The 14,039-nt window shown below is 61.2% G+C and carries 16 protein-coding genes; 8 read left to right on the forward strand and 8 right to left on the reverse strand.

The window, feature by feature from the left end:
* Positions 1-328 precede the first annotated feature (328 nt).
* From ASF84_RS24620 to ASF84_RS24635, 4 genes are read left to right on the forward strand one after another with little or no spacing between them, the layout of a single operon-like run.
* The gene (locus tag ASF84_RS24620; RefSeq protein ID WP_056841478.1) at positions 329-943 is read left to right on the forward strand and encodes an aminodeoxychorismate/anthranilate synthase component II; all 615 of its coding nucleotides are present in this window, start codon (positions 329-331) and stop codon (positions 941-943) included.
* A gap of 8 nt (positions 944-951) precedes the next feature.
* Complete coding sequence (gene trpD / locus ASF84_RS24625; RefSeq protein WP_056841529.1) at positions 952-2,001, forward strand: anthranilate phosphoribosyltransferase; 1,050 nt, start codon at positions 952-954, stop codon at positions 1,999-2,001.
* Complete coding sequence (gene trpC / locus ASF84_RS24630; protein WP_056841479.1) at positions 1,998-2,837, forward strand: indole-3-glycerol phosphate synthase TrpC; 840 nt, start codon at positions 1,998-2,000, stop codon at positions 2,835-2,837. Before trpD ends, trpC begins: the two co-directional genes overlap by 4 nt.
* Positions 2,838-2,845: 8 nt before the next feature.
* The gene (locus ASF84_RS24635; RefSeq protein WP_236709471.1) at positions 2,846-3,544 is read left to right on the forward strand and encodes a lipoate--protein ligase family protein; all 699 of its coding nucleotides are present in this window, start codon (positions 2,846-2,848) and stop codon (positions 3,542-3,544) included.
* Between the two features lie 7 nt (positions 3,545-3,551).
* Here ASF84_RS24635 and crp read toward each other — a convergent pair whose 3' ends face one another.
* Entirely contained in the window at positions 3,552-4,196 is a 645-nt protein-coding gene (gene crp / locus ASF84_RS24640) for a cAMP-activated global transcriptional regulator CRP (protein WP_056841480.1), read from the reverse strand.
* A 229-nt stretch (positions 4,197-4,425) separates the two neighbouring features.
* Here crp and ASF84_RS24645 point away from each other — a divergent pair, with 229 nt between their 5' ends.
* Entirely contained in the window at positions 4,426-4,848 is a 423-nt protein-coding gene (locus tag ASF84_RS24645; protein WP_056841481.1) for an OsmC family protein, read from the forward strand.
* A gap of 62 nt (positions 4,849-4,910) precedes the next feature.
* Here ASF84_RS24645 and coq7 read toward each other — a convergent pair whose 3' ends face one another.
* The 5 genes from coq7 to hemJ all read right to left on the reverse strand — a co-directional run bounded on the left by coq7 (position 4,911) and on the right by hemJ (position 8,275).
* Positions 4,911-5,558 carry a 2-polyprenyl-3-methyl-6-methoxy-1,4-benzoquinone monooxygenase gene (gene coq7, locus ASF84_RS24650; RefSeq protein ID WP_056841482.1) on the reverse strand — a complete coding sequence of 216 codons (648 nt, stop codon included), beginning with the start codon at positions 5,556-5,558 and terminating at the stop codon, positions 4,911-4,913.
* 125 nt (positions 5,559-5,683) lie between these two features.
* Positions 5,684-6,022 carry a histidine triad nucleotide-binding protein gene (locus ASF84_RS24655; RefSeq protein ID WP_056841483.1) on the reverse strand — a complete coding sequence of 113 codons (339 nt, stop codon included), beginning with the start codon at positions 6,020-6,022 and terminating at the stop codon, positions 5,684-5,686.
* A 75-nt stretch (positions 6,023-6,097) separates the two neighbouring features.
* Positions 6,098-6,871, reverse strand: coding sequence for an SDR family NAD(P)-dependent oxidoreductase (locus tag ASF84_RS24660; protein WP_056841484.1), 774 nt, complete (start codon positions 6,869-6,871; stop codon positions 6,098-6,100).
* A gap of 48 nt (positions 6,872-6,919) precedes the next feature.
* Positions 6,920-7,828: a DUF805 domain-containing protein gene (locus tag ASF84_RS24665; protein ID WP_056841485.1), complete on the reverse strand. Its 909-nt coding sequence runs from the start codon at positions 7,826-7,828 to the stop codon at positions 6,920-6,922.
* Between the two features lie 21 nt (positions 7,829-7,849).
* A complete protein-coding gene (hemJ, locus tag ASF84_RS24670; protein WP_056841486.1) occupies positions 7,850-8,275 on the reverse strand; it encodes a protoporphyrinogen oxidase HemJ in 426 nt (141 codons plus the stop codon).
* A gap of 131 nt (positions 8,276-8,406) precedes the next feature.
* Between hemJ and argC the strand changes: the two genes are divergently transcribed.
* Entirely contained in the window at positions 8,407-9,441 is a 1,035-nt protein-coding gene (gene argC, locus ASF84_RS24675; RefSeq protein ID WP_056841487.1) for an N-acetyl-gamma-glutamyl-phosphate reductase, read from the forward strand.
* 127 nt (positions 9,442-9,568) lie between these two features.
* Complete coding sequence (gene erpA / locus ASF84_RS24680; protein WP_056841488.1) at positions 9,569-9,919, forward strand: iron-sulfur cluster insertion protein ErpA; 351 nt, start codon at positions 9,569-9,571, stop codon at positions 9,917-9,919.
* 67 nt (positions 9,920-9,986) lie between these two features.
* On the opposite strand, the gene ASF84_RS24685 is transcribed toward erpA, so the two are convergent.
* Together ASF84_RS24685 and ASF84_RS24690 are read right to left on the reverse strand one after the other, a co-directional pair.
* The gene (locus ASF84_RS24685; protein ID WP_056841489.1) at positions 9,987-11,081 is read right to left on the reverse strand and encodes an anhydro-N-acetylmuramic acid kinase; all 1,095 of its coding nucleotides are present in this window, start codon (positions 11,079-11,081) and stop codon (positions 9,987-9,989) included.
* A gap of 3 nt (positions 11,082-11,084) precedes the next feature.
* Entirely contained in the window at positions 11,085-12,524 is a 1,440-nt protein-coding gene (locus ASF84_RS24690) for a peptidoglycan DD-metalloendopeptidase family protein (protein WP_056841490.1), read from the reverse strand.
* A gap of 202 nt (positions 12,525-12,726) precedes the next feature.
* On the opposite strand from ASF84_RS24690, the gene tyrS reads away from it, so the two are divergent.
* The gene (gene tyrS, locus ASF84_RS24695) at positions 12,727-13,938 is read left to right on the forward strand and encodes a tyrosine--tRNA ligase (RefSeq protein ID WP_056841491.1); all 1,212 of its coding nucleotides are present in this window, start codon (positions 12,727-12,729) and stop codon (positions 13,936-13,938) included.
* Positions 13,939-14,039: the final 101 nt, after the last annotated feature.

Here is a 14,039-nt window from a genome sequence, read left to right on the forward strand (position 1 = left end):
CGGTTTCTGATCGGATATTGCGTCGGTTTTATCGCGTACAATCATTGCGCCGTTCAAGCCGGTACGCTAATGTCCCGAAACGTTCAGATGAGACTCCTTCCGTGACAACTGTCAGCAAACTCTTGATGCGCGTTATCAAGGCTCACGCCCGTTGGCGTTGGCGCGCCTGACTTTTCTCCTGCCGGCCCTGCCGGTCTCGTAACGATGTACCCCGCTTGTTGCTGCCTTTTCCCAACCGGATGCTGTTCGTGCCCGGCGGCGGGAGATGAGTGAGCGACAAAATCATGCGGGGATCATATTCAAAGTCAGCGATTCAAGAGGTGAGCCCATGTTGCTGATGATCGATAACTATGACTCTTTTACCTATAACGTCGTGCAGTACCTGGGTGAGCTGGGTGCCGACGTCAAGGTGATCCGCAACGACGAATTGACCCTGGCCGAAATCGAAGCGCTTGCGCCTGAGCGCATCGTGGTTTCGCCCGGTCCTTGCACGCCTAACGAAGCGGGTGTGTCGCTGGACGTGATCCGGCATTTTGCCGGCAAGCTGCCAATCCTGGGTGTCTGCCTGGGGCATCAGTCCATCGGCCAGGCCTTTGGCGGCGATGTGGTCCGCGCCCGGCAGGTGATGCACGGCAAGACCAGCCCTGTGACCCATGAAGACCAGGGCGTGTTCGCCGACCTGAACCAGCCGTTGGTGGTGACCCGCTATCACTCGCTGGTGGTCAAGCGCGAAACCTTGCCCGACTGCCTGGAAATCACGGCCTGGACCACCCACGCCGATGGTTCGGTGGACGAGATCATGGGCCTGCGGCACAAGACGCTGAACGTCGAGGGGGTGCAGTTTCACCCCGAGTCGATCCTGACCGAGCAAGGTCATGAGCTGTTCGCCAACTTCCTCAAACAGACCGGCGGCACGCGTCAGGTACAAGGACTTTCTGCATGAGCACCCCCATTACGATCAAGGCCGCCCTGGACCGGGTGGTCAATCATCTTGACCTGAGCACCGACGAGATGAGCCAGGTGATGCGCGACATCATGACCGGCCAGTGCAGCGAGGCGCAGATCGGCGCCTTCATGATGGGCATGCGCATGAAGAGCGAGAGCATCGACGAAATCGTCGGGGCGGTGTCGGTGATGCGCGAGCTGGCTGGCAAGGTCGAGTTGCAGACGCTGGACCGGGTGGTCGACATTGTCGGCACCGGCGGTGATGGCGCCAATATTTTCAATGTCTCGACGGCCGCTTCGCTGGTGATTTCAGCCGCCGGTTGCACGGTGGCCAAGCACGGTAACCGCGCGGTGTCGGGCAAGAGCGGCAGTGCCGACCTGCTTGAGGCGGCCGGTATCTACCTGAACCTGACACCGGTGCAAGTGGCACGCTGTATCGACAGCGTGGGCATCGGCTTCATGTTTGCCCAGGTGCATCACGGCGCCATGAAATACGCTGCTGCACCGCGCCGCGACCTGGGCCTGCGCACCCTGTTCAATATGCTGGGTCCCCTGACCAACCCGGCCGGTGTCCGTCACCAGGTCGTGGGCGTGTTCAGCCAGGCCTTGTGCCGTCCACTGGCCGAGGTGCTGCAACGCCTGGGCAGCCAGCATGTGCTGGTGGTGCATTCCCAGGACGGCCTGGACGAATTCAGCCTGGCCGCCCCTACTTACGTGGCCGAGCTGCATAAAGGCGAGATCCGCGAATACTGGGTCCAGCCGGAGGACCTGGGCATGAAGAGCCAGAGCCTGTATGGCCTGGTGGTCGACAGCCCGCAGGCGTCGCTGACCCTGATTCGCGATGCGCTGGGCAAGCGCAAGACCGAAAGCGGGCAAAAAGCCGCTGAAATGATCGTGCTCAATGCCGGTGCTGCGCTCTATGCTGCAGATTATGCCTCGAGCCTCAAGGAAGGCGTCGAGCTGGCGCACGATGCCTTGCACACCGGCCTGGCCCGGGAAAAGCTCGAAGAACTGGGCGCCTTTACCGCTGTATTCAAGCAGGAGAACGAAGGATGAGCGTGCCAACGGTTCTGGAAAAGATTCTGGCCCGCAAGGCCGAGGAAGTGGCTGCCCGCCGTACCCGGGTGAGCCTGGCCGAACTGGAGCGCCAGGCCGCCCTGGCCGATGCGCCGCGAGGCTTTGCCGCGGCCCTGCTGGAGCAGGCACGGCGCAAGCAGCCGGCGGTGATCGCCGAGATCAAGAAGGCGTCGCCCAGCAAAGGCGTGATCCGCGAGCATTTCAACCCGGCCGAGATTGCCGTGAGTTACGCCAGCGGTGGCGCGACCTGCCTGTCGGTGCTGACCGACATCGACTTCTTCATGGGGGCCGATGTCTACCTGCAGCAAGCTCGAGCGGCCTGCACGTTGCCGGTGATCCGCAAGGATTTCATGATCGACCCCTACCAGGTGGTCGAGGCGCGTGCCTTGGGCGCCGACTGCATTCTGCTGATTGTCTCGGCGCTGGACGACGGGCGCATGGCGGAGCTGGCGGCCACTGCCAAAGGTGTCGGGCTGGACGTGCTGGTCGAGGTTCATGATAGTGATGAGCTGGAGCGTGCCCTCAAGATCCTCGATACCCCGCTGGTGGGGGTCAACAACCGTAACCTGCACACCTTTGAGGTCAGCCTTGAGGCCACGCTGGATCTGCTGCCTCGTATTCCGCGTGACCGGTTGGTGATTACCGAAAGCGGCATTCTCAACCGTGCCGATGTCGAGCTGATGGAAATCAACGACGTCTACTCGTTCCTGGTCGGTGAGGCGTTCATGCGCGCCGAGCAGCCGGGGGCCGAGTTGCAGCGGCTGTTCTTTCCGGAACGCGGGGCGCTGATCAGCAGCGCGCCCGTTATCGGTTAAGGCACTTTGTGAGCGCGACGGTGATCGTCGAGACCGGTGTCGAGCAAGGCTTGCAGGCCGAACAGGCGTTGCTGGCGGCGGTGTGCGCCGGTGAGACCGGGCATGGGTTGCTGTTCTGGCGACCCAACGAGCAGGCGCTGGTCATGCCGCGACGGATGAACCGGCTGGCCGGGTTCGACCAGGCCAGTGAGGCGCTGGCCGACAGTGGCTGGCCGGTGCTGCTGCGTGAAAGCGGGGGCGAGCCAGTACCGCAATCGCCGGCAACCGTGAACATTGCGTTGGTGTATGCGCAGCCCTCGGGTGATGTGGACCGAGACCGGATCGAAACGGCCTATCGACGCTTGTGCCAGCCGTTGCTTGATGTGCTGGCATCGTTTGGCGGCCGTGCGTCGCTGGGCGAGGTGGACGGTGCCTTCTGTGATGGCCGCTATAACGTCAACCTCGACGGTCGCAAACTGGTCGGCACTGCGCAGCGCTGGCGCCAGGCACAAGGTGGCGCTCGGCCGGTGGTACTGGCGCACGGTGCCTTGCTGCTGGATAACCAGCGTGAGGACATGGTGGCGGCGGTCAATCGCTTTTATGCCTGTTGCAATCTGCCGTCACGGGTGCGGGCAAGCAGCCATGTCGCCCTCAATGAGGTGTTCCCGGAACACGACGTGCTCGAGCGTCTGTTCGTGGCCTACGAGCACCTGCTGAACGGACTCTGAGCCGTCTTCAGCGGGTGCCAAACACCACCATCGTCTTGCCCTTGACGTTCACCAGGTTCTGCTCTTCCAGTGACTTGAGTACCCGGCCGACCATTTCCCGCGAACAACCGACGATACGCCCGATTTCCTGGCGGGTGATCTTGATCTGCATGCCATCGGGGTGGGTCATGGCGTCGGGCTGCTTGCACAGGTCCAGAAGTGTACGGGCCACGCGGCCGGTGACATCCAGAAAGGCCAGGTCGCCGACCTTGCGCGTGGTATTGCGCAGCCGTTCGGCCATCTGCGTGCTCAAGGTATAAAGAATGTCCGGCTCTTGATGGCTCAGTTCACGAAACTTCTCGTAGGAAATTTCTGCAACTTCGCATTCGCTCTTGCTCCGGACCCAGGCACTGCGCAATGACTCCTGGCCCGGTGGTTCAAACAGACCAAGCTCACCAAAGAAATCCCCGCTGTTGAGGTAGGCGACAATCATTTCGCGACCGTCGCTGTCGTCAATGGAAATGGTGACCGAACCCTTGATGATGAAAAACAGTGAGTGCGCCTTGTCACCCGCGCAAATGATATTGCCCCGCACAGGGTAGCGGTGGCGTTGTGCGTGAATGAGAAGCTTGTCGATGCTCTTTGTTCTTGAATTGAGGGCTATAGCGAACATGCGTGCATCCCAAAAATGGTTTCGCCAAATGGCTTGCCTAAGGTATCGGCTGTCGAACCGTTCTCGCCAGCCTTTGACGAAAAGTTGGCGTCATTTAAGAAGTTTCCTACATGAGCCCTGTAAATAGCAGTCGTCAAGACGTGCCTCCACGCGTCTTGCATCCCGGCTTGCGCTGGAACGGCAAGACCCCCTAATCTGACGACCTTTTTTTCAGCAGTGGAGTCTGGCGATGAAAGCACGCATTCAATGGGCTGGCGAAGCCATGTTCCTCGGCGAGTCGGGAAGCGGCCATGTCGTGGTGATGGATGGCCCGCCCGAGAGCGGTGGCCGCAACCTGGGTGTGAGGCCCATGGAGATGGTGCTGATCGGCCTGGGTGGCTGCAGCAACTTCGATGTGGTGAGCATTCTCAAGAAGTCGCGCCAGCCGGTCGAAAGCTGCGAGGCGTTTCTGGAGGCCGAGCGCGCCACCGAAGACCCCAAGGTGTTTACCAGCATTCACCTGCATTTCGTGGTCAAGGGGCGTGGCCTCAAGGAAGCGCAGGTCAAGCGTGCCATCGAGCTGTCGGCCGAGAAGTACTGTTCGGCCTCGATCATGCTGGGCAACGCCGGGGTGAAGATCACCCATGATTACGAGATCGTCGAGCTGGGTTGAGCGATCGCCTGCACACATGGAAAAGGCGCCCGAAAGGCGCCTTTTCTACAGAGCCCTCGGCTTCAGATCCGGTAGGTGGTCCTGGTCATGACCTTGGCCATCAGGCTCATGCCGAACTTGACCGGCGCCGGGAAGCGGAAGCCGCCGGCCTCCAGTGCGGTTTCGGCATGGTGCGCTTCATCGAGGCGCATCTGTTCGAGGATGGCCCGGGATTTCTCGTCGGCGGCAGGGATTTGTTCCAGGTGCTCGTCCAGGTGCTTGCAGACCTGATCTTCAGTGGCGGCGACAAAACCCAGGCTGACCTTGTCACTGATCAGGCCGGCAGCGGCGCCAATGCCGAACGACAGGCCATAGAACAGCGGGTTGAACACGCTGGTATGGCTGCCCAGCTGGTGCAGGCGCTGCTCGCACCAGACCAGATGGTCGATTTCTTCGTCGGCAGCGTGCTCCATGGCCTTGCGTACATCGGGCAGCCGGGCGGTCAGCGATTGCCCTTGGTACAGCGCCTGGGCGCAGACTTCGCCGGTGTGATTGATGCGCATCAGGCCGGCAATGTGACGTGTCTCGGTTTCGCTCATCGTATGCTCGGCGTGCACGATGGCCGGGGATGGGCGCTGGGAATGGCCGCTGGAAGGCAGCAGTGTGCGCATTGCGCTGTCGGCCTGTAGCAGCAGCTTGTCGATGACCGAGTAATGACGTTCGGTTGCCATGGGCACCTCCGGTGATATCCATTGGCCCCAGTCTAATGCAAACGTGTCGCTGAGGCATGGGGCAGGTCAGCACTGCCGGTGCGGTGACGGGCAGGCTGACCTGGCTAAGTCGTTGAAAAGCTTGATCAGCCCGGCGGCCAGGTCATCTGGCGCTTGCCCAGCACATGCATATGAATGTGATAGACGGTCTGCCCACCCAGTTCATTGCAGTTCATGACCACGCGAAAGCCTTCCTCGCAGCCTTGCTCGATCGCCAGGCGCTGTGCCGTGAACAGGATATGGCCGGCCAGCGCCTTGTCCTCTTCGGTCAGGTCGTTGAGGGTGGCGATGGGCTTTTTCGGAATGACCAGGAAGTGCACGGGCGCCTGCGGGGCGATGTCGTGGAAGGCCAGGACCTGATCGTCTTCGTAAATGATATTGGCCGGGATTTCCCGGTTGATGATCTTGGTGAACAAAGTATCCACAGCCGTTTGCTCCTTGAGGTGGGGACCGCCAGCAGTGTACTGAGCCGTGCCGGGCTCGCCCACCGCTTTTAACGCTCAGGGGCAACGCCTTTTGTTGATCAGGCCGCTGAGTCGCCGGGTCAGCCAGCGCGAGCCCAGCCGCGGAGCGAAGGTTCGCCATTTATTGCCCCAGCCGGGCACGATGACCGCGCGGTTGCGGGCCAGGGCGCGCACGGTATGCAGTGCCAGCTCTTCGGGGCTCATCATATGACGCTCGTCGATGTTGACCTGGGCGGTGCGCCAGAAGGGCGTGCGCGTCGGGCCAGGGCAGAGCACCGAGACCTTGACGCCGTTATTGCGGCCTTCTTCACGCAACGCTTCGGAAAAATGCAGCACATAGGCCTTGCTGGCGGCGTAGGTGCTCATCCACGGCCCCGGTTTGAAGGCGGCCACCGAGGCGATGTTGAGGATCTGCCCGCCGCCCTGCAGGGCCATCAGGTTGCCCACGGTATGGCACAGGCGGGTCAGGGCCAGGATGTTCAGGTCGATCAGGTCCTGTTCGGCCGCCCATTCCTGGCCCAGAAACGGGCCACAGGTGCCGATGCCCGCGCTGTTGACCAGCAGGTCGATGCTGTGTTCGCCGTCTTCAAGCTCCAGCAGGAATCCCGACAGGCGCAACGGCTCGCCCAGATCGCAGGCACGGAACAGCACTTCCACGCCGAAGCGCTGGGTCAGTTCCAGTGCGATGGGCTCGAGGTGCTCACGCTGGCGGGCCACCAGGATCAGATTGCGACCCCGGCGCGCCAGCGCTTCGGCCATCGCCAGGCCAATGCCGCTGGAGGCACCGGTGATCAGTGCGTAACGGGTCATGCAGGTCTCCATTGAACGTCGTGCGCCCGGTCATGGGTGGCCGGGGTACTACAAGCTTCGTTCGCCTTTGAAAAAAGTACCCGGAGCGGGCCTGGCATTGTCGCTCTGGCTGTTGTCGTCGTAGGGCAATGACTGCTCATAGAGCTCGACGGTGCTTTGCAGCTCGCGGGTCATGGCGGCGATGCCGCTGAATACGGTCAACAGGATAAACAGGATGATGACCACCAGCCACAGCCCTGATAGCACTTTGACTGCTTGTGTGTTGGGCGGCGGCGGCGCCCCGTAGGCATTGACCCCGGCATTGCCTGGCATGAGCACCATGACGAAGGGAAAGAAGCTGCCCAGGAACGGCACCAGGTTGAGCAGCAGAAACCAGCCGGACCAGCCGATGTCGTGCAGCCGTTGCACGCCCATCTGCACACTTACCACCGCCAGGGCGATCACCGCTACGGTGCTCAGCAGCCCACCGGCCACCAGTGAGACGCTCATGACGGCAGCGCAGAGCAAGGCGACCAGCAGGCCGGCACCGACCAGTACCAAAGACCAGGCCAGGTAGCGCAGACGGCCGATGCGGCCGTGAATGCTGAAGACCTTCAACTCACGGCTCACTGCAGGCCTGTCTACCACGGCCTTGGGCGGCGCGTAGGGTGAGGCCTCCAGTGGATCTGCCGGGGTGCGATAAGGGGCCGGCTCGCCGACTTCTTCAAGGCTCAGGCTGATGGCCGGGTCCGGTTCGAGGCGTGCATCGATACCGGCCTCGTGCAGGGCCTTGAGGTAGCGATCGGCCTCGCTCTGGATCAGCCCGCGCTTGAGAGCCACGGGCTGGCCGTTGAACAGCCGGTCGATGGCCGACACGTCGCTCTTGAACAGCTGGGCGAGGTTGAGCTTGGCGGTTTCCAGGCTCACGCCTTCGCGCAGTTGTCCTTCGAATACGAGCTTGAAGTGAGTGTCGGGCATGCAAGGCTTCCTTGTCTGGAGCTAGAACGGTTTGACCACGACCAGAATGACGATGGCCAGCAGTATCACCACGGGAATTTCATTGAACCAGCGATAAAACACGTGGCTGCGACCTTTTTCGCCACGCGCGAAGCGTTTGACCTGTGCGCCGCACACATGGTGGTAGCCGATCAGCAGCACGACCAGGGTCAGCTTGGCGTGCATCCAGCCTTGGGTGAACCAGGCCGGGTTGAGCCAGGCCAGCCAGCCGCCAAACAGCAAGGTGGCGATCATCGCCGGGCCCATGATGCCGCGGTACAGCTTGCGCTCCATCACACAGAAGCGCTCGCGGCTGGGGGCGTCTTCGCTCATGGCGTGGTAGACGAACAGGCGCGGCAGGTAGAACAGGCCGGCAAACCAGCACACGAGAGCGACAATGTGCAGCGCTTTGATCCATAGATAGAGCATCGGGACATCCTTCAGGTTCACGGTGGCCGAATAGTAGGGGCCTTGGGCCCTTACGTCACGTTGTCGGTTGTCGCATCGGTCCGGCCGCCCTATCATCGTGGGCTTTCCAGTTGTTTCGTTGAGGACAGGTTATGGTCAAGGTCGGTATCGTCGGCGGCACGGGTTACACCGGGGTTGAGCTGCTGCGCTTGTTGGCGCAGCACCCGCAGGCGCAGGTGGAAGTCATTACTTCTCGCTCCGAGGCCGGCGTGGCCGTTGCCGACATGTACCCGAACCTGCGAGGCCATTACGACGGCCTGGCGTTCAGCGTTCCGGACATCAAGACCCTGGGCGCCTGCGACGTGGTGTTCTTTGCCACGCCGCATGGCGTTGCGCATGCGCTGGCCGGGGAATTGCTGGCGGCGGGTACCCGGGTCATCGACCTGTCGGCGGACTTTCGCCTGCAGGACGCTGCCGAGTGGGCCAAGTGGTACGGCCAGCCGCATGGTGCCCCGGAGTTGCTCAAGGACGCTGTCTACGGCTTGCCGGAGGTCAATCGCGAGCAGATCAAGAGTGCGCGCCTGATTGCTGTGCCGGGCTGCTATCCCACCGCGACACAGTTGGGTTTCCTGCCGCTGCTGGAAGCGGGTCTGGCCGACAACAGTCGCCTGATTGCCGACTGCAAGTCGGGCGTCAGCGGTGCCGGGCGTGGCCTGAGCGTCGGTTCGCTGTTCTCCGAAGCCACTGAAAGCTTCAAGGCCTACGCCGTCAAGGGGCACCGGCACCTGCCGGAAATCAGCCAGGGGCTGCGCCGTGCTGCCGGTGGCGATGTGGGCCTGACCTTTGTGCCACACCTGACGCCGATGGTTCGCGGGATTCACGCCACGCTCTACGCAACGGTCGTGGATCGGTCTGTCGACCTGCAGGCGCTGTTCGAAAAACGCTACGCGGATGAGCCGTTCGTCGACGTATTGCCCGCCGGCAGCCACCCGGAAACCCGCAGCGTACGCGGTGCCAATGTGTGCCGGATCGCGGTGCACCGTCCGCAGGGTGGCGATCTGGTGGTGGTCTTGTCGGTCATCGATAACCTGGTCAAGGGCGCGTCGGGCCAGGCGATCCAGAACCTGAACATCATGTTCGGCCTGGACGAACGCCTGGGCCTGTCACATGCCGGCATGATGCCGTAAGGCGTGCGACGACCGGGCCTGATCAGGCCCGGTCACCGATCGGCCTAATAGTTGACCTATTTTCTCGGACAAGCGGATAATGCCCGTCATTACGCATTACGACGGCTGACGCCGGGAGATATCTGACATGAGCGTTGAATCCTTCACTCCAGTGGCTCTGGAATTCACCCCTGGTGCTGCGCACAAGGTGAAAACCCTGGTCGATGAAGAGGGCAATGATCGTCTGAAGCTGCGTGTCTTCGTAACCGGCGGCGGTTGCTCGGGCTTCCAGTACGGCTTTACCTTTGATGAAGATGTGGCCGAGGATGACACCATCGTCGAGCGTGAGGGCGTAAGCCTGGTGGTCGATCCGATGAGTTTCCAGTACCTGGCCGGCGCCGAAGTCGACTATCAGGAAGGTCTGGAGGGTTCGCGCTTCGTTATCAAGAACCCTAACGCGACCACGACCTGCGGTTGCGGCTCGTCGTTCTCGATCTGATTGCCGTGCTTCAATGCAAAACGCCGCGCTGATGCGCGGCGTTTTGCATTGGGCGAGCCGTAGACCGTCAGGCCGGATAGATCGCGCCCAGCACCCGCAGGCCGCGCGCGCCGGTCACGGTTGGGCGGTTGGCCGGGACGCCTTCCAGGCAGCAATGGGCCAGCCAGGCAAAGGCCATCGCTTCGACCCAGTCCGGGTCGACACCGAATTTTGCCGTGCTGCTGACGCGTGTGCCCGGTAACAAGGCGGCCAGGCGGTTCATCAGTGTCAGGTTATGAGCACCGCCACCGCACACCAGCAGTTCGGTGGTGCTTGACTGCGCCGCCTGCAGCGACTGGGTGATGCTCAGTGCCGTCAGCTCCAGCAGCGTGGCCTGGACATCCTGGTCGGGCAGACTGGCAAATGGCCGCAGATGCTGGTGCAGCCAGGTCAGGTTAAACACCTCGCGTCCCGTGCTTTTCGGTCCGCGAGTGTTGAAGAACGGGTCGCTGAGCAGGGCGTTGAGCAAGGCTTCGCTGACCTGGCCGCTGGCAGCCCATTCACCGTCACGGTCAAAGGGCAGCTTGCGTCGTGACTGGATCCAGGCGTCGAGCAGCACGTTGCCCGGGCCACAGTCGAAGCCGGAAACCGGCCGATCCGATTCGATCAGGCTCAGGTTGGTAAAACCGCCCACGTTGAGCACCGCCCGGCGGTCCTTGTTGTCGTCAAAGAGCGCTTCGTGAAACGCCGGCACCAGAGGCGCACCCTGGCCGCCGGCCGCGACATCACGACGGCGGAAGTCGGTCACGACCGTGATTTCGGTCAGTTCGGCCAGCAGCGCCGGGTTACCGATCTGGATACTGAAGCCACGTGCCGGCTCGTGACGGATGGTCTGACCGTGGCTGCCGATGGCGCGGATCTGACCGGCCACCATGTTGTTATCCTTCAACAGCGCCAGGACACCCTCGGCCACCAGCCGGACCCACTTCTGTTCTGCAATCGCCGCACGGGCCAGCTCGTCATGGCCGCTGGCGCACAGGTCGAGCAGTTCGACATGCAGGTCCTGCGGCATGGGGATGTAGTGCGTTGCCAGCAACCTGGGACGATCGTCCTGTTTCACCAGGGCGATATCGAACCCATCGAGGCTGGTGCCGGACATGACACCGATATAGAAGAAGGCCATGGATTACCTTTTATTGGAGGCCAGTTTGGTGGCCTTGTCCTGATCCATGCGCGCCATCAACGGCTGGCTCATCTGCATGAAGCGCTGTTTTTCGGCTTTGGCAATCGGTTCAGCCATTGGCAGCTTTTGACCCAGTGGGTCTACGTGTACGCCGTTGACCTGGAATTCGTAGTGCAAATGCGGACCTGTCGAAAGGCCGGTCGTACCAATATAGCCGATGACCTGGCCCTGCTTGACGCTGCCGCCGGTCTGTACGCCCTTGGCGAAACCCTGCATGTGGCCGTAAAGGGTGCGATAGGTGTCACCGTGCTGGATGATCACGGTGTTGCCGTAGCCGCCACGACGCCCGGCCAGCAGCACCTTGCCGTCGCCGGTGGCCTTGATCGGGGTGCCGCGCGGTGCGGCATAGTCGACGCCCTTGTGGGCACGGATCTTGTTCAGGATCGGGTGCTTGCGGCCCATCGAGAACACCGAACTGATGCGGGCGAAGTCAACCGGCGTGCGGATGAACGCCTTGCGCATGCTGTTGCCTTCGGCGGTGTAGTAGTTGGTGTTGCCCGACTTGTTGACGTAGCGCACCGCCGTGTAGGTCTTGCCGCGGTTGGTGAAGCGGGCCGCGAGGATATTGCCGGTGCCGACGGTCTTGCCGTTGACGACCTTCTGTTCATACACCACGTCGAATTCGTCGCCCTTGCGCAGGTCCTGGGCAAAGTCGATGTCGTAGCCGAAGATATCGGCCATCTGCATGGTCATGCTGTGGGCCAGGCCTGCACGCTGGGCCGAGACCGACAGCGAGCTGTTGATCACACCATGCACGTAGGCGTTGCGGGTGTCGGGCTTGCTCGTTTCACGGCTGAAGGTATAGCCGCTGGCACCCTTTGACAGGCTGATCGACTCCAGGTCGCTGAGCTTGCTGTGCAGTTTGTTGAGCTGGCCATCCTGGGACAGTTCGAACTGCAGGATCTGGCCGTTCTGCAGTTTGGTGAACTGCCTGGCCTGCTTGTCGCCGGCAATCACGTCATGCACCGCTGTAGCTGGCAGACCGACTTTCTCGAACAGGGTCGACAAGGTGTCGCCCTTGGTCACGACCACTTCACGATGATTGGGATTCTTGGCCGCTGCTGGTGCCGCAGCTTGCTTGGCGGCCTCGGCTTCAGGTTCGGCCGCCGCAGTTTGCTCGGTGCTGTCTTCAGGTGCGTCGATCTGCGCAAACGGCGATGGCGCGTCCTGCGGTGTGGCCTGGGCGGTGTCTTGAGCGTCTTGATCCTGTGTGTGCTGCTCGGCAGACATCTCCAGATCAAGGTTGAGATTGGTGCGCTTGGCCTCTACTTCACTGGAAGGAAAGACCAGAAGAGCGAGGCTGAGCAGGGCGGCAATGCCGCTGGCGGCCAGCAGGTGGCTCTTCGGATAAAGCGGGGGCGCTTTAGGCGGTGTGTCGATCATAGGTAATTTTGACTTTGAAAAAAGGTGAAAAGGAAAAGATGAATGACATGATGAAGATGAAATAACTGTATAAAATATAACCAAATCCAGCGCGAAGCAACCCTGGCCGAGAGGCGGTCGGGAGCAATGGCTGTGCGCCGGGCAAAAACTTGTAATTGGGCGCTGATCTTGTATGGTTGGTTCCCTTTGAGTCGGGGGTGATATGAAGTCGGTTGAAGAGCAGTTGGCGCTGATCAAGCGCGGCGCGGATGAGCTTCTGGTCGAGGCTGAGTTGGTCGAAAAGCTCAAGCGTGGCCAGCCACTGCGAATCAAGGCCGGTTTCGACCCGACCGCGCCCGATCTGCACCTTGGGCACACGGTGCTTATTAATAAGCTGCGTCAGTTCCAGGAGCTGGGGCATCAGGTCATCTTCCTGATTGGTGACTTCACCGGCATGATCGGCGACCCAAGCGGCAAGAGTGCGACGCGTCCTCCGCTGACCCGTGAGCAGGTGCTGGCCTATGCCGAGACCTACAAGGCTCAGGTGTTCAAGATCCTGGATCCGGCCAAGACCGAGGTGGCGTTCAACTCCACCTGGATGGACAAGCTCAGTCCTGCCGACTTCATTCGTCTGTCCTCGAACTACACCGTGGCGCGCATGCTCGAGCGCGATGACTTCGACAAGCGCTACACCAGCAACCAGCCGATTGCCATTCACGAGTTTCTCTACCCGCTGGTACAGGGCTATGACTCGGTGGCCTTGCGTGCCGATGTCGAGCTGGGCGGCACCGATCAGAAGTTCAACCTGCTGATGGGGCGCGAGTTGCAGCGTGCGTATGGCCAGGAAGCGCAGTGCATCCTGACCATGCCATTGCTTGAAGGTCTTGATGGCGTGAAGAAGATGTCCAAGTCTCTGGGCAACTACGTCGGCATCCAGGAAGCGCCCGGCGTCATCTATAACAAGCTGGTGTCTATTCCCGATTCGTTGATGTGGCGCTACTTCGAGCTGTTGAGCTTCCGCTCGATGGAAGAGATCAATGCCCTGAAGGCTGATTGCGAAGCCGGCGCCAATCCGCGTGATATCAAGATCAAGCTGGCCGAAGAGATCGTTGCGCGCTTCCATGGTGAAGAAGCGGCGGCCACTGCGCATCGTTCGGCGGGCAACCGCATGAAGGAAGGCGAGCTGCCTGAGGACCTGCCCGAGATCGTGGTCACTTCCGACCAGGACATTCCTGTAGGTGCTGTGCTTAATAAGGCAGGCCTGGTCAAGAATGCTGCCGGTGCGCGCGATCTGCTGGCAGCGGGCAGTGTGCGTATAGATGGTGAGGTGGTTGATCGCACCTTTATATTCAAGGTAGGGGCGACCCATGTGTGCCAGGCTGGCAAGAAGGCTTTTGCACGCATTACCTTGAACCTGGAAGAAAGTTCAAAATAAGTGTTGACGCCCTGTCTCAGCGCTCTATAATGCGCACCATTCCCGCCGCGGAAGAAACTGAAAACTCCTTGAATATCAATGAGTTGGATAAGAAATCGGCG

This window comes from Pseudomonas sp. Leaf127 (genome assembly GCF_001423155.1).
Lineage (GTDB): Bacteria > Pseudomonadota > Gammaproteobacteria > Pseudomonadales > Pseudomonadaceae > Aquipseudomonas > Aquipseudomonas ovata.

What these genes read in the sequence shown, in the direction of transcription:
- erpA (WP_056841488.1), top strand. Translation starts at nt 9,569, where the DNA reads ATGAGCGTTGAATCCTTCACTCCAGTGGCTCTGGAATTCACCCCTGGT.
- ASF84_RS24665 (WP_056841485.1), bottom strand. Translation starts at nt 7,828, where the DNA reads ATGCCCGACACTCACTTCAAGCTCGTATTCGAAGGACAACTGCGCGAA.
- ASF84_RS24690 (WP_056841490.1), bottom strand. Translation starts at nt 12,524, where the DNA reads ATGATCGACACACCGCCTAAAGCGCCCCCGCTTTATCCGAAGAGCCAC.
- coq7 (WP_056841482.1), bottom strand. Translation starts at nt 5,558, where the DNA reads ATGGCAACCGAACGTCATTACTCGGTCATCGACAAGCTGCTGCTACAG.
- ASF84_RS24645 (WP_056841481.1), top strand. Translation starts at nt 4,426, where the DNA reads ATGAAAGCACGCATTCAATGGGCTGGCGAAGCCATGTTCCTCGGCGAG.
- ASF84_RS24660 (WP_056841484.1), bottom strand. Translation starts at nt 6,871, where the DNA reads ATGACCCGTTACGCACTGATCACCGGTGCCTCCAGCGGCATTGGCCTG.
- ASF84_RS24620 (WP_056841478.1), top strand. Translation starts at nt 329, where the DNA reads ATGTTGCTGATGATCGATAACTATGACTCTTTTACCTATAACGTCGTG.
- crp (WP_056841480.1), bottom strand. Translation starts at nt 4,196, where the DNA reads ATGTTCGCTATAGCCCTCAATTCAAGAACAAAGAGCATCGACAAGCTT.
- hemJ (WP_056841486.1), bottom strand. Translation starts at nt 8,275, where the DNA reads ATGCTCTATCTATGGATCAAAGCGCTGCACATTGTCGCTCTCGTGTGC.
- trpC (WP_056841479.1), top strand. Translation starts at nt 1,998, where the DNA reads ATGAGCGTGCCAACGGTTCTGGAAAAGATTCTGGCCCGCAAGGCCGAG.
- ASF84_RS24685 (WP_056841489.1), bottom strand. Translation starts at nt 11,081, where the DNA reads ATGGCCTTCTTCTATATCGGTGTCATGTCCGGCACCAGCCTCGATGGG.
- argC (WP_056841487.1), top strand. Translation starts at nt 8,407, where the DNA reads ATGGTCAAGGTCGGTATCGTCGGCGGCACGGGTTACACCGGGGTTGAG.
- tyrS (WP_056841491.1), top strand. Translation starts at nt 12,727, where the DNA reads ATGAAGTCGGTTGAAGAGCAGTTGGCGCTGATCAAGCGCGGCGCGGAT.